The sequence below is a fragment of the Bradyrhizobium sp. RDM12 genome (assembly GCF_051917485.1).
In the GTDB taxonomy this organism is placed as follows: Bacteria; Pseudomonadota; Alphaproteobacteria; order Rhizobiales; family Xanthobacteraceae; genus Bradyrhizobium.
Window position 1 is genome coordinate 5309424 of the sequence record NZ_CM133064.1, and the last position, 13500, is coordinate 5322923.

Here is a 13500-nt window from a genome sequence, read left to right on the forward strand (position 1 = left end):
GTGAGCGGCCTCAACCAGTTGGGGTGCCATGACCATCCCTGTTGCGTATGTATTGCTCGAGGATGCGAGGCTCCCGAACGAAGGAGCCCTGATCGAGAGACTGCGCGTGCGCCATCCCGGTTTACGGTGGGACCACAGCCCAACCGCACCGAGTAACGACATCGACGGTCCGATGTTCATCCGCGTCGGCGATCATCTCCTGACCATCCTCTTGATGCCTGCGCCCATGCCGTTCGATCAGCAACTCTGGCGGCGCGCCTCCTGGGTATGGCCGAACGCTTTCGACGCCGCCGGGCGCCACCGCGCGCACCTCATCGTTTCGACCATGGGCTCCGCTGAAAACAATGCAGAGACGAAAGCACTCGGGTTCGTCGAGAGTACGCGCCTCACGACGGCCTTTGTCGGCGCCGTGCTCGAAACGCTGCCTGGTTGTCTCGCCGTGGTCTGGCATGGAGGCGTAGGCCGCTCCCCAAGATGTGGCTCGAGCAGTCGCTTCGCTCGTTCGAGCCGTTTCCAGACCATCCGTTCGGATTGTGGATGGAGATCGTTCATTTCCGTTGTGGTGAGACCATCGGAGCCTACACGGTCGGATTGTCCGCATTCACGGGGCGCGAGATCGAATTTGAGGTGGACGGACTTGACAAATACGCTGTCACCGTTCGCGTTGCCCAACTGTCGTCATACCTTATCGCAAACGGCCTCAACGCCGAAATCAAGGACGGCGGCGTGTTCGAGCCCGACCCCGAAATCGATCATCGCGTAGCCGTGCTCTACCGCAACTCGCGCTTCAACCTCGGACCGGTCATTTCGTTCTCATCCGTTGAGGACCGCGTCGGGAGGCTCAAGGCCTATGGGATCATTCCGCCCTCGATCGCCCGAAATCACCCACTGCTGGTCATGCTGGGCAAAGTCGGGCTTTTCGATCCTTCACGGGCTGAAAATCAGATCCGGCTAAAGCCGGATCACTATATTTCGGAGGTTCGGTTGGAGAGTTTTGACGACGGCCTCTCGCGCGCATTGTCCGGAATGCTCGCAACCGAAGCTTATGCGGAAGCGGACACCAAAGCGCGTCGTGCGCTCGCGAGCGGAGACACCGCATCCGCAAGGTCGCTTCTGATGCCTTGGGCCGACGAAGTTGGCCTGCTTCAAACCGCTGCCAAGCTCGCTCTGACCTTGTGCGACGCCTTCATGTTCTCGCCGGCGCCGCCGCGCAGCCCCTAACAGACACTGACTCGCCTGCAGCGAACGTCCGGTGAAAGCAACAGAACGATCGCGCGGGAAAGCCAGCGCTCTTAGTCCAGGTGGAACTTCGCCAGTTCGCGGTGCTCTGCCTTGATGTAGCGCACGGTGCCGGTGACGGAGCGCATCACCACCGTCTCGGTCTCGATCACGCCGTCCTTGCGGAACTTGACGCCCGAGAGCAGCGAGCCGGTGGTGACGCCGGTGGCCGCGAACAGGCAGTCGCCGCGCGCCATGTCCTCGATGCCGTAGATCATCTTGGGATCGTTGACGCCCATCTTGGCGGCGCGCTCGCGTTTCTCGTCGGAATCCAGGATCAGGCGGCACTGCATCTGGCCGCCGATGCAACGCAGCGCCACCGCCGCAAGCACGCCTTCCGGTGCGCCACCGGTGCCGAGATACATATCGACGCCGGTGTTGTCGGGGTCGGCGCAGTGGATCACGCCGGCGACGTCGCCGTCGGTGATCAGGCGCACGGCAGCTCCGGTCGAGCGCACGCTCTCGATGATGCTGGCATGGCGCGGACGGTCGAGCACCAGGACGGTGATGTCCTCAGGCTTGACGCCCTTGGCCTTGGCGAGACGGCGGACGTTGTCGGCGGGTGAGGCGTCGAGATCGACAACGCCCTTGTCGTAGCCCGGACCGATCGCGAGCTTCTGCATGTAGACGTCGGGAGCGTGCAGCAACGTGCCGCCGTCGGCCATCGCCATCGTGGCGATCGAGCCCGGCATGTTCTTGGCGCACAGCGTGGTGCCTTCGAGCGGGTCGACCGCGATATCGACTTCCGGGCCGGTGTTCAGGCCAACTTTCTCGCCGATGAAGAGCATCGGCGCCTCGTCGCGCTCGCCCTCGCCGATCACGATGGTGCCCTGGATCGGCAGCTTGTTGAGCTCGCGGCGCATGGCGTCGACAGCGGCCTGGTCGGCGGGCTTCTCCTGCCCGTGCCCGCGCAGCCGCGCCGACGACACCGCCGCCCGCTCCGTCACGCGCACGATCTCCAGCGTGAGAATGCGCTCGAGCAATGCTTGCGGCGGCACTGAAATATGGGTCGACATCGGCTAACTCCTTCGAAACAGTTTGGACAGGACCCTGGTTTTGGACAGGACTCCTTGCCCGAATCAACTCGCAACGCCCACGGTTCGTTCGAACGAACCACCTCATTGTTTGAGCATGACCTTCCCGGAAAACCGCTTCACACTTTTCCGGGTCATGCTCTAGTTCTTCTCGATCCGGATCACCTGCGGCCGCCCGCTGATCACCTTGTCCTTCTGCACGGCGGCGAGCGCGCGGCGAACCGCATCCTCATGCGTGGCATAGGTGATCAGGATGACGGGCACGGGGACCGCCTTGCCGTCGCTAGGGGCAGCGCCGCCATTGGGATGACGCTGCACAATCGACTCGATCGAAATCTTCTGCTCCGCGAGACGGGTCGCGATCGCAGCCGCGGTGCCCGGGAAATCGCGCGCCAAAAGGCGGATGTAATAGCCGCCTTCGTGCCGCTCCATCGGCGCCTTCCTGGTGTCGTGCAGTTGTGCGATCGGCCGGCCGAACGGATTGGCGCGAATGCCGCGTGCGACGTCGGCGATGTCCGCCACGACGGCTGATGCGGTCGCAGCGCCGCCGGCACCGGGACCGACCAGCGTGATCGGCGGAATGCCCTCGCCGTCGATCGTGACCGCGTTGGTGACACCCATCACCTGCGCGATCGAAGAGGCTTTTGGAACCATGGTCGGATGCACGCGCTGCTCGATGCCCTTGGCGGTGCGAACGGCAACGCCGAGCAGCTTGACGCGGTAGCCAAGATCAGCGGCAGCACGCAGATCTTCCGGCGCGATGGAGGAGATACCTTCGACATACACCGCGCTTTGAGCAACTTTCGTGCCGAAGGCGAGGCTGGCGAGAATGGCGAGCTTTTGCGCGGTGTCGTGGCCGTCGACGTCGAAGGACGGGTCGGTCTCGGCATAGCCGAGCCGCTGCGCATCCTTGAGGCACTCGGCAAACGACAGGCCCTCCTGCTCCATCCGCGTCAGGATGTAATTGCAGGTGCCGTTAAGGATGCCGTAGACGCGGTTGATGCCGGTTCCCGCAAGACCTTCGCGCAGCGTTTTGATGACAGGGATCGCGGCGCCGACCGCTGCCTCGAAATTCAGCGCGCCGCCATGCTTTTCGGCGGCCTTGGCCAGCTTGATCCCGTGCTTTGCGAGCAGCGCCTTGTTGGCGGTGACGACCGACTTGCCGGCGTTGAGCGCGGCGTCGACCGCGGACAGCGCGGGATCGCCGGCGCCGCCCATCAGCTCGACAAAGCAGTCGATGCCGGGATCTGTGGCGAGCGCCATCGGATCCTTGGCCCATTCCACGCCGCGCAGATCGATGCTGCGCTTCTTGGCCTTTGAGCGCGCGGTGACGGCGACGACGCGGATGCCGCGGCCGCTGCGGCCCGCGAGCACGCGCGCCTGCGTTTCAATCAAGCGGACAACTTCGGCGCCCACGGTGCCGAGCCCCGCTATGCCCACTTTCAGGGGTGCAACCATGATGCTTTAGTGAACCTACAGAAGAGAATTAGCGCCGATTGGCGAGCGGAACCACGTTGTGCAACGTTTCGATGCCGCTTTCAAGGAAGCGGCGCACGCCGCGCGCGGCCTGCCTGATCCGTTGCTCGTTTTCCACCATGGCGATACGGACATATCCTTCACCATGCTCGCCGAAGCCGACGCCGGGCGAGACCGCGACGCCGGATTTCTCCACCATCAGAGTCGCGAACTGCATGCTGCCGACGCTACGGAACGCTTCGGGCAGCGGCACCCAGGCGAACATCGAGGCTTCCGGCGGCGGAATCTCCCAGCCGGCGCGGCCGAACGATTCCACCAGCGCGTCGCGGCGCTTGCGGTAGGTGTCGCGCATCTCCTTGATGCAATCGTCCGGGCCGTTCAGCGCGGCCGTCGCCGCGACCTGCACCGGCGTGAAGGCGCCGTAATCGAGGTAGGATTTGACGCGGGCGAGCGCTGCGATCACGCGCTCATTGCCGACGGCAAAGCCCATGCGCCAGCCGGCCATCGAATAGGTCTTCGACATCGAGGTGAACTCGACGGTGACGTCGATGGCGCCGGGCACCTGGAGCACTGAGGGCGGCGGATTGTTCTCGTCGAAATAGACCTCGGCATAGGCGAGGTCGGACAGGATCAGGATCTCGTGCTTCTTCGCAAAGGCGACGAGGTCCTTGTAGAAGTCGAGGCTCGCGACATAGGCGGTCGGGTTCGAGGGATAGCAGACCACGAGCGCGAGCGGCTTCGGGATCGAATGCACGATCGCCCGCTCCACCGCCTCGAAGAATTGCGGCGTCGGCTCCGAGGGCACCGAGCGGATCACGCCGCCCGCCATCAAAAAGCCGAAGGCATGAATCGGGTAGCTCGGGTTCGGACAGAGGATGACGTCGCCCGGCGCGGTGATCGCCTGAGCCACGTTGGCAAAGCCTTCCTTCGAACCCAGCGTCGCCACCACCTGGGTATCAGGATCGAGCTTCACGCCGAAGCGGCGGGCGTAGTAGCCGGCCTGGGCGCGGCGCAGGCCCGGGATGCCGCGGGACGCCGAGTAGCGGTCTGTGCGCGGCTTGCCCAGGGTCTCCTTGAGCTTCTCCAGCACGTGTGGCGGCGCCGGCAGATCGGGGTTGCCCATGCCGAGATCGATGATGTCGGCACCGGCATTCCGCGCGGCCGCCTTGGCCCGGTTGACCTGTTCGAACACGTAAGGCGGAAGGCGGCGGATGCGGTAAAACTCGTCCATGGCTCTCTGGGCTCCGGGCAACCGGTCAGGATAGAATCGACGGGCGATGACCACCCTTCGAGGAGATCTCGCCCTGCACACAAAAACCGCTCAAAATCAAATGTTTGGAGCAATTTTCGGCGATGGGGACTGAACTCCTTCGCCCTGACTCTCGGCTGAATTGAAGTCTTTTTAGCACGGAGTGGCGGGGGCGCCAGCGATTACCTTGCACCTCGCGATGGCCGTCCCGTGCCCAATTAGGGGTCTTACTTGTCAGGGGTCTTACTTGGCGTCCTTGGCGGCGACGGCCTGACGGTCGCGGGCGGCCGCAAGCTCGGCCTCGATCTTGGCGCGCTGGTCGGGCGGGATGACCGCCTGATCACGATCCGGCGGCAGATCGTGCACCGGCAGATAGGCACCGGGCTCCCTGGGATGAGCCGGCATGTCGGCGGCCGACATGTCCGCGAGCTGGCTCGAACAGCCGGCCAGCGCAAGCGCCGCCGTCAGCAGCGCGCAGCATGCGAGCCCCGACTTTTGCAGGTCCCAAAACGCAAACACCTGGGAATTCCCCTACTCGTCCCATGCGAGGCTCTCGGGAGCTTAACCCGACAACCTGCCCAAGCTCAAACCATTGCTGCCCACAAATGGCACGAGCGAGAAATCATCCAAGGCCCACACTCGGAGAGGTGCACTGCGATTGTGACAAAAGCAAGAAGCCTTGTCGCAGTGCAGCACATCTTCGCGCGTGTTTAGCGCGAAACCAGCGAGCTTCGCGGTGACGAATACGGAATGAATCGTTACTGTTGCCTTCATGAGTAGTGCCACGACCGATACGCCCAAGTCCGGGACGAAGTCTGAAACGAAGTTCGATGCGGAAGCCTTCGCGATGAATGTCGCGCGGGCCATGGAGAGCGGCGGCAAGGCGCTCGCCGCGTATCTCAAGCCGCGCGAAACCGGCGAGGTCCAGGATCGTCCGCCGGCCGAGCTCGCCGAAGTCGTCAAGACCTTTACGGCGGTCGCCGAATACTGGCTGTCGGACCAGTCGCGTGCGTCCGACCTCCAGACCAAGCTCGCCAAGGACTACCTCGATCTCTGGGGCTCGGCGGCACGGCGAATGGCCGGACAGGAGGTTCAGCCGGCAATCGCGCCCTCGCCGCGCGACAAGCGGTTTGCCGATCCGGAATGGAAGTCGAACCAGTTCTTCGACTTCATGATGCAGCTCTATCTGCTCACGACCAAATGGGCGCAGGAGCTGGTGCGCGATGCCGAGGGGCTCGATCCGCAGACCCGGCGCAAGGCCGAGTTCTACATGCAGCAGGTCACCAACGCGATCTCGCCGTCGAACTTCGTGCTGACCAATCCGGAGGTGCTGCGCCAAACGGTAGCCAGCAGCGGCGAGAACCTCGCGCGCGGCCTGACGATGCTGGCGGAGGACATCGCCGCCGGCAAGGGCATGCTGAAGATCCGCCAGTCCGATCCCGACAACCTCGTCGTCGGCGTCAACATGGCGACGACGCCAGGCAAGGTGATCTACCAGAACGAGATGATGCAGCTGATCCAGTATTCTCCGACCACGGAGAAGGTGCTGCGTACGCCGCTGCTGATCATCCCGCCCTGGATCAACAAGTTCTACATTCTCGATCTCAAGCCGGAGAAATCCTACATCAAGTGGTGCGTCGATCAGGGCATCACCGTGTTCGTGATCTCATGGGTCAATCCCGACAAGAGGCTCGGTACCAAGAGCTGGGAAGATTACATGAAGGAAGGTCTGCTCGCGGCGATGGACGTGATCGAGAAGGTCACCGGCGAGTTGAAGGTGCACACCGCCGGCTATTGCGTCGGCGGCACCATGCTCGCGACCACGCTGGCCTGGCTCGCCGAGAAGCGGCGCCAGCGCGTGGCCTCTGCGACGTTCTTTGCCGCCCAGGTCGACTTCACCCATGCCGGCGATCTGCTCGTGTTCGTCGACGAAGACCAGATCGCGGCGCTCGAAAAGGACATGAAGGCGTCCGGCGTGCTCGAAGGCTCCAAGATGGCCATGGCCTTCAACATGCTGCGATCCAACGACCTGATCTGGTCCTATGTGGTCAGCAACTACCTCAAGGGCCAGCAACCGAGCGCGTTCGACCTGCTGCACTGGAATTCCGACGCTACGCGGATGACCCAGGCGAACCATTCCTATTACCTGCGCAACTGCTATCTGGAGAACCGGCTGTCGACCGGCACCATGGTGCTCGACAACACGCTGCTCGACCTCTCCAAGGTCAAAGTGCCGGTCTACAACCTCGCCACACGCGAGGACCACATCGCGCCGGCGGAATCGGTGCTGTACGGCTCGCAGTTCTTCGGCGGCCCCGTGAAGTACGTGCTGTCCGGCTCCGGCCACATCGCAGGCGTCGTCAATCCGCCGGCCTCGAACAAGTATCAGTACTGGACCAACGACAACATCAAGGACGTCAACGTCGCCGAGTGGATGAAGGGCGCGGTGGAGCACAAGGGCTCATGGTGGCCGGACTGGCGCGAATGGCTGGGCGGCCTCGATCCGGAGGAAGTGCCTGCGCGCGCCGTCGGCACCGACGCGCTCCCGCCGATCGAGGACGCCCCGGGCAGCTATGTCAGGGTTCGCGCATAGAGACTGGGCAAGAATTGTATTGCGCGCTGATTATGTGGCTATGGCGAAGGTCAGGCGCACTTTGCCTTGGGAGAGCGGCATGCTGGCTTGTAGGCGGTTGACGATGGCCGAGACGGCTTTGAGCAGCAAGAACGCCCAATATGGATGGCGGTTGGCCAGATAAGCCATGAAACTGTCGCTGCCGAGGATGTTCAGCACGCGGGAGAAGTTGTAGCAGAGTGCCATCAGGCTCCATTCGCCGCGCACCTTGTCGAAGCCGCGAACGAGGAAGTGGCGATAGCCCGCCCGGCATTTCAGGGTACCGAAGGGATGTTCGGCGAGTTCTGCCCGGCGTCGCATCTGGGCGTCGGCGTCCTGCATCCGCGCACGATGCCGCTCGAGCACCGCCTCATGCTCCCAGCGGTAAACGGTGCGCGTCGGCGTCTTGGCAGAGGCAGCGTGAGCGTAGCGCGCAGGCGTCGCAGTCGGATTTGCGGCTGACATACCGGATCTCGATCCGTTTGCCGTTGGTCTTGCGGCCGTCCGTCGGGCTCAGGAGCCTGCCGGCGGGACAGCGATAGACATTGGCTTCGGTGTCATAGGCGAACTCTTCATGGCTGATGCGATCTTGCGCTTCGAGCCGCGCGGTCCGCCTGGCTTGCGGAACGTAGGCCACGATCCCGTTCTCCTCGCAGTCCTTCAGCGTGTGGCCGTTGTAATAACCGGTATCGGCCAGCGCCGTGAGCGTCTCGACGCCAAGCTCCTCCTTCGCGGCTTTGGCTATATCGTAAAGCTGGCCGGTGTCGTTGCCGTCGTTGACGACCTCGCTCGCCACGATCAGCTTGTGCTTGTCGTCGACGGCGATCTGAACGTTGTAGCCCGCCACCACCTGGCCGTTCTTTGCCAGCAAGCGGGCATCCGCATCGGTTCGCGACAACTGCGTCTGACCACTCTCTTCCAGCCGCGCCAAATCCACCTTCAGGGCTGTGCGCTTGGCCATCAAGGTCGCCACCTTCTGCGCGACGTCCCCGCCGCCTTCGCCCCCGCCACCATCTGGCCCCGCCGGCGGACGTTCCGCCTCCACGCTGTCGTTGGCCTCCAGCGCGGCACCATAGGCTTCAATCTCCTGTTCGATCTCCGCCAGCCGCTTGGCAAGTCGGCGTTGCGTCTTGATGCTCGCCTTGCTGGCGTTGCCATCAAAAAACGCCCCGTCGATCGCCACCACCTCACCACCCAGAAGGTCGAGTTCACGCATCAGCAGCACGAACTCCCGGTTCGCCGCCTTGAGCGCCTTCCAGTTGTCCCGGCGGAAATTGGCAATGGTACGATAGCCGGGCGCCAGGTGCTTCATCAGCCAGATAAGTTCGAGGTTGCGCCCGGCCTCGCGTTCAAGAGCGCGCGAGGAGCGGATTCTGTTGATGTAGCCATAAAGATAGAGCTTCAGCAGGTCGGCGGGATCGTAAGCAGGTTGTCCTGCCCCGCCGCCTGACCCAGCATGGCCGAAGCCAAGCCGTTTAAGGTCCAGCGCTGCGACAAAAGCATCGATGGCGCGAACAGGGTTGTCGCCAGCCACGTAATCTTCCACTCTCGGCGGAAGAAAGCTCGCCTGATCCCGGCTTACCCCGGTCTTGAACATACGATTCGTCATACCGAATCGTACACTCCTCTGCACAAACGGCTAGATTCTTGCCCAGTCTCATAGCGCAATGGCGCGCGGTTTTGTATAAGCTCACGACATCGATTTTGGAGGGGACCGGGTTATGACGCGTGAATTGTTCTGGCTGACGTGCACGGTGATCCTGACCGGGATCCTCTGGATTCCCTACACCATCAACCGCTGCCAGATTCGCGGGCTCGGCGGCGCGATGGCCAATCCCTCGCGCGGTGACAAGCCACAGTCGGAGTGGGCGACCCGCCTGATGTTCGCGCACGACAACGCGGTCGAGAACCTCGTCCTGTTCGCTCCGCTGGTGCTGATCCTGAACGCGATCGACTATTCCTCGAAATGGACGGTGCTGGCCTGCGTCGTCTATTTCTGGTCGCGCGTCGCGCATCTGATCGTCTATGCGCTCGGCATCCCGGTATTCCGCACCCTCGCCTTCACCGTCGGCTTCCTCGCGCAGGCCGTGCTGGCGCTGGCGATTTTCCAGGTGGTTTGACACGAACGTCCCGGCTACGCGGCAACGTGGAGCGATGCATAGCGAATTCAGCCGGGATTTTCTCCAAAATATGCAATGTAGTATCGTCCACGGCGATACTCGCGCTGCCGACAAACTGCCTGCTTCCGAGGCAGCCGGATGACAACCGCAGGTGTTGCCGGGTGATGACACTTCCAGAGAATCAGCACCGCTCCGGTTTGCACATCAAGTTGTCACTCATCCCCATGTATATTTACGCATCGCAATTGATTGATTCGGGGCAGACATGAATTTGAAGGTTGTATCCGCGCTCGGCGCGCTCTCGCTCGCCGCGGTCGCGACCCAGGCCAACGCTGCCGATCTCGCTGCTCGTCCCTACACCAAAGCGCCGCCGATGATCGCCGCGATCTATGATTGGAGCGGCTTCTACATCGGCGCCAACGGCGGCTATGGCACGTCGCGGAATTGCTGGGACGGGACTGCCGGTTTCCCGGCCGCCATCGCCGAAGGCTGCCATGATGCGACGGGCGCCGTCGCCGGCGGCCAGATCGGCTATCGCTGGCAGAGCAGCGCCTTCGTGTTCGGCCTCGAGGCTCAGGGCAACTGGGCCGACCTCTCGGGCCGGAATGCCAGCACCGTGTTCGGCGTCGCGAACCGCACCCATATCGACGCCTTCGGACTGTTCACCGGCCAGGTCGGCTACGCCTGGAACAATGCGCTGCTCTATGTGAAGGGCGGCGCCGCGGTCACCAGCAATCAATACCGCGGCATCGGTACGGGCGGTCTGGCCGGAGCCGAGTTCGATGGTGCCAACGAGACCCGCTGGGGCGGTACGGTCGGCGTCGGCTTCGAATACGGCTTTACCCCGAACTGGTCGGTCGGCCTCGAATACGATCACCTGTTCATGGGTCGCCACGATGTCACACTCACGGCTAATGGAGCGCTGGCGCCGGTTGGTACCTTCTCGCGCACCGACCGCATCGGTCAGGATGTCGACCTGATCACTGCGCGCATCAACTACCGGTTCGGTGGCCCGGTCGTCGCGAAGTACTGAGCGGACAGAGCGAAACACTCTCGTGTCCGGGACGCGCGAAGCGTGAGCCGGGACGCAGAAGGCAGCAATCCAAGAGCGTCTTCGCCCAGTCCGCATAGGACTGGGCGTTGCTCCGACAGAATTGCAGGGTCTCTTCGTCCACGGCGCCCCCTCCGATCAAGGAAACAGCGCGAGCTGCTCCAGTCCAGCGGTCTCGGGGAATCCGAACATCAGGTTCATGTTCTGGATCGCCTGACCGGCCGAGCCCTTCACCAGATTATCGAGCACCGAGATCACGATGGCGCGGTTCTTGATCCGGTCGGCGACGACACCGATCTGGACATAGTTCGAGCCGCGTACGTTCTGGGTCTGCGGCAGCACGCCCTTTTTGACAACATGCACGAAGGGCTCGTTCGCGTAGGCTTTCTCGAGTGCGGCCCGCAAATCATCCGGCGTCGCACCGTTGAGCTTGACATAGGACGTGCAGAGTTCGCCCCGCGACATCGGAATGAGATGCGGCGTGAAATTGACGGTCACGCTCGCGCCCGCCGCGACGCCGATCTCCTGTTCGATCTCCGGCGCATGCCGGTGCGTGCCGACCGAATACGGCGAAATCCCCTCGCCCGCCTCACTGAACAGCGTGTTCTGCTTCAGGCCGCGTCCGGCGCCGGTGACGCCTGATTTGGCGTCGATCACGATGTCATCGACGTCGATCAGTTTCGCTTTCGCCAGCGGCACCAGCGCCAACAGCGCTGCCGTCGGATAGCAGCCGGGACAGGCGACCAGTCGCGCCGCGGTGATCTTCTCCCGATAGAATTCGGTCAGGCCGTATACGGCCTCGCCCTGCAACTCGATCGCCTGATGTTCGTGGCCGTACCACTGCGCGTAGGTTTCCTTGTTGCGCAGCCGGAAATCGGCGGACATGTCGAGGACCTTGATGTTCGGGTTGGCCTTCAGCACCGCCGCGATGATCTGCTGCGTGGTACCGTGCGGCAATCCGCAGAACACCGCGTCGAGCTTGGTCCAGTCGACGTTTTCCCATTCCACGAGTTTGGGCAAATCCAGCATGAAGAAATGCGGGAACACGTCGCTCATGGCCTTGCCGGCATGGGTGTTGGCGGTGAGTGCCGTGATTTCCGCATTGGGATGCCGCGCCAGCAGACGCACCGCATCGGCGCCGGTGTAGCCGGATGCCCCCAAAATGCCGATTTTCTTCTTCGTGCTCATCACACGTTCCTTTCAACTGTCGCCGCTTCGTTTGCTTGTGCCGTATCGGATGCGAAGGCCTGCGGGCGCGCCTCGCGCATCAGGCGCGCGATCTGCTGTGAACCGGCGTCGCCTTGCGCACCCACGGCATCGCTGATCGCCGCGTAATCGGCATCCGATTTGTGCTGGTTGAGCTTGAAGCTGCCTTCGACCTCTTCAACCGTCATCACCAGACCCACGATCGCCTTCTTCATCGCTTCGAACCGGCCTGCCGTCATCTTGCCTGACGTCCATGGCGTCTTCGGCAGCAGCCAGCTCTCGAACTTGTCGCTGAGCGTGTCGATCTGCACCGCCAGCTCGTCGTCCGACAACAACGTTACCGGGCCGCTCAGATGCACCGACTGGTAGAGCCATGTCGGCACCTGATCCGGCGAGACGTACCAGTCGGGCGAGACATATGCATCGGGGCCATTGATCGCGAGCAGCCAGGACGTCGCGCCGTCCGCAAGCTTTACCAGCGGATTGTGACGGGCGACATGAAAGGCGGCCTGCGGCGTGCCGTCGGCGGCGTAGGTCAGATAGAACGGCAGCGGCGAGGCGACCGGCTTGCGGCCGTCAAAGGCGCACATGGTGCCGAAACCGCGCTCCTCGGCGAATTTCAGGCTTGCAGCGCGATCAGGCTTGAAAAAGGGTGGCGTGTACATCGTGGTCTCCTGCTGGCCTCCGTGGGGGCCGCCGGATCAGATCGCGCTGACAGGAGGGAGAGAATGCCGCGGATCGGATCCAGCGGCAAAGACGATGATCTCAAACGCGATCGACCGCCCGAACCGCTAAAGAGCGGCGGCGGCGACGGGCGAACAGGATGGTCGCGGCGTTGATCATGGTGCGCGGCTATAAGGGCAGATGCTGTTCCCGTCAAGCTTCGCGGCGTTCACACGACACGCCAAAGCCATTCCATGATCGTCGCGATCACATCGCCGAACAACAGGAGCGCCGCCGACCAGACCAGCGCGGAGACAAAATTGGCGGCCTGAAAGCTCCAGTACGGCATTTCGAAAATGCCGGCCGCGAGCGGCACGGAGGCGCGCAAGGGTCCGAAGAAGCGGCCGATGAAGATGCTGGGCACGCCCCAGCTCCGCACGAAGGCCTCGCCCTTGGGCAGGATTTCCGGATAGCGCGAGAGCGGCCACATCTGCGCGACCTGCTCCTTGTAGCGGTAACCGAACCAGTAGGAGACCCAGTCGCCGAGTGCGGCACCGATCGCGCCGGCAATCCAGATCGGATAGAAGCTGATGCCGCTCGCCCCGATCAGCGCGCCGATGGCGACCAGCGCCCCCAGGCCGGGATCAACAGCGAGATGAAGGCGAGCGATTCCCCGAACGCGAGCAGGAACACGATCGGAGCAGCCCAGGCCTGGTGAAGGCGCACGAAATCGGCCAGTGCGTGCGCGTACTGCTCCATTCCAGAATAGCCTTCCCGCCCGCCTTGAGGTGCTGCTCGATGAAAAGCACTGG

12 protein-coding genes and 1 pseudogene are annotated in these 13500 nt (G+C 63.1%); 4 read left to right on the top strand and 9 right to left on the bottom strand.

The features are described from left to right. Nucleotides 1-537 precede the first annotated feature (537 nt). On the top strand, nucleotides 538-1221 hold the full coding sequence (locus tag ACTGJ9_RS26090; RefSeq protein WP_456673435.1) for a hypothetical protein: 684 nt from the start codon (nucleotides 538-540) through the stop codon (nucleotides 1219-1221). 71 nt (nucleotides 1222-1292) lie between these two features. On the opposite strand, the gene glpX is transcribed toward ACTGJ9_RS26090, so the two are convergent. From glpX to ACTGJ9_RS26110, 4 genes are all read right to left on the bottom strand, one after another. Beyond that, complete coding sequence (gene glpX, locus ACTGJ9_RS26095) at nucleotides 1293-2294, bottom strand: class II fructose-bisphosphatase (RefSeq protein ID WP_456673436.1); 1002 nt, start codon at nucleotides 2292-2294, stop codon at nucleotides 1293-1295. Nucleotides 2295-2453: 159 nt separating this feature from the next. Next, a complete protein-coding gene (locus tag ACTGJ9_RS26100; protein ID WP_456673437.1) occupies nucleotides 2454-3770 on the bottom strand; it encodes a homoserine dehydrogenase in 1317 nt (438 codons plus the stop codon). Nucleotides 3771-3798: 28 nt separating this feature from the next. After that, nucleotides 3799-5019 (bottom strand): LL-diaminopimelate aminotransferase, encoded by a 1221-nt coding sequence (locus ACTGJ9_RS26105; RefSeq protein WP_456673438.1) that lies wholly within the window; start codon nucleotides 5017-5019, stop codon nucleotides 3799-3801. A gap of 261 nt (nucleotides 5020-5280) precedes the next feature. Next, a complete protein-coding gene (locus tag ACTGJ9_RS26110; protein WP_456673439.1) occupies nucleotides 5281-5556 on the bottom strand; it encodes a hypothetical protein in 276 nt (91 codons plus the stop codon). A 253-nt stretch (nucleotides 5557-5809) separates the two neighbouring features. On the opposite strand from ACTGJ9_RS26110, the gene ACTGJ9_RS26115 reads away from it, so the two are divergent. Beyond that, nucleotides 5810-7630, top strand: coding sequence for a PHA/PHB synthase family protein (locus ACTGJ9_RS26115; RefSeq protein ID WP_456673440.1), 1821 nt, complete (start codon nucleotides 5810-5812; stop codon nucleotides 7628-7630). 30 nt (nucleotides 7631-7660) lie between these two features. On the opposite strand, the gene ACTGJ9_RS26120 is transcribed toward ACTGJ9_RS26115, so the two are convergent. After that, entirely contained in the window at nucleotides 7661-8113 is a 453-nt protein-coding gene (locus ACTGJ9_RS26120; protein WP_456673441.1) for a transposase, read from the bottom strand. Next, nucleotides 8019-9257: an IS1182 family transposase gene (locus ACTGJ9_RS26125; RefSeq protein ID WP_456673442.1), complete on the bottom strand. Its 1239-nt coding sequence runs from the start codon at nucleotides 9255-9257 to the stop codon at nucleotides 8019-8021. The genes ACTGJ9_RS26120 and ACTGJ9_RS26125 overlap by 95 nt, the downstream gene beginning before the upstream one ends. 112 nt (nucleotides 9258-9369) lie before the next feature. On the opposite strand from ACTGJ9_RS26125, the gene ACTGJ9_RS26130 reads away from it, so the two are divergent. Continuing rightward, on the top strand, nucleotides 9370-9768 hold the full coding sequence (locus tag ACTGJ9_RS26130) for an MAPEG family protein (RefSeq protein WP_456673443.1): 399 nt from the start codon (nucleotides 9370-9372) through the stop codon (nucleotides 9766-9768). A 265-nt stretch (nucleotides 9769-10033) separates the two neighbouring features. After that, nucleotides 10034-10801, top strand: coding sequence for an outer membrane protein (locus ACTGJ9_RS26135; protein WP_456673444.1), 768 nt, complete (start codon nucleotides 10034-10036; stop codon nucleotides 10799-10801). 156 nt (nucleotides 10802-10957) lie between these two features. Here the strand turns inward: ACTGJ9_RS26135 and argC are convergent, their stop codons facing one another. The 3 genes and pseudogenes from argC to ACTGJ9_RS26150 all read right to left on the bottom strand — a co-directional run bounded on the left by argC (nucleotide 10958) and on the right by ACTGJ9_RS26150 (nucleotide 13447). After that, nucleotides 10958-12007, bottom strand: a complete 1050-nt coding sequence (gene argC / locus ACTGJ9_RS26140; protein ID WP_456673445.1) for an N-acetyl-gamma-glutamyl-phosphate reductase — start codon at nucleotides 12005-12007, stop codon at nucleotides 10958-10960. Then, on the bottom strand, nucleotides 12007-12690 hold the full coding sequence (locus ACTGJ9_RS26145; protein ID WP_456673446.1) for an FMN-binding negative transcriptional regulator: 684 nt from the start codon (nucleotides 12688-12690) through the stop codon (nucleotides 12007-12009). The genes argC and ACTGJ9_RS26145 overlap by 1 nt, the downstream gene beginning before the upstream one ends. A gap of 227 nt (nucleotides 12691-12917) precedes the next feature. Next, nucleotides 12918-13447 (bottom strand): annotated as a pseudogene (locus ACTGJ9_RS26150) (DedA family protein). Between the last annotated feature and the right edge of the window lie 53 nt (nucleotides 13448-13500).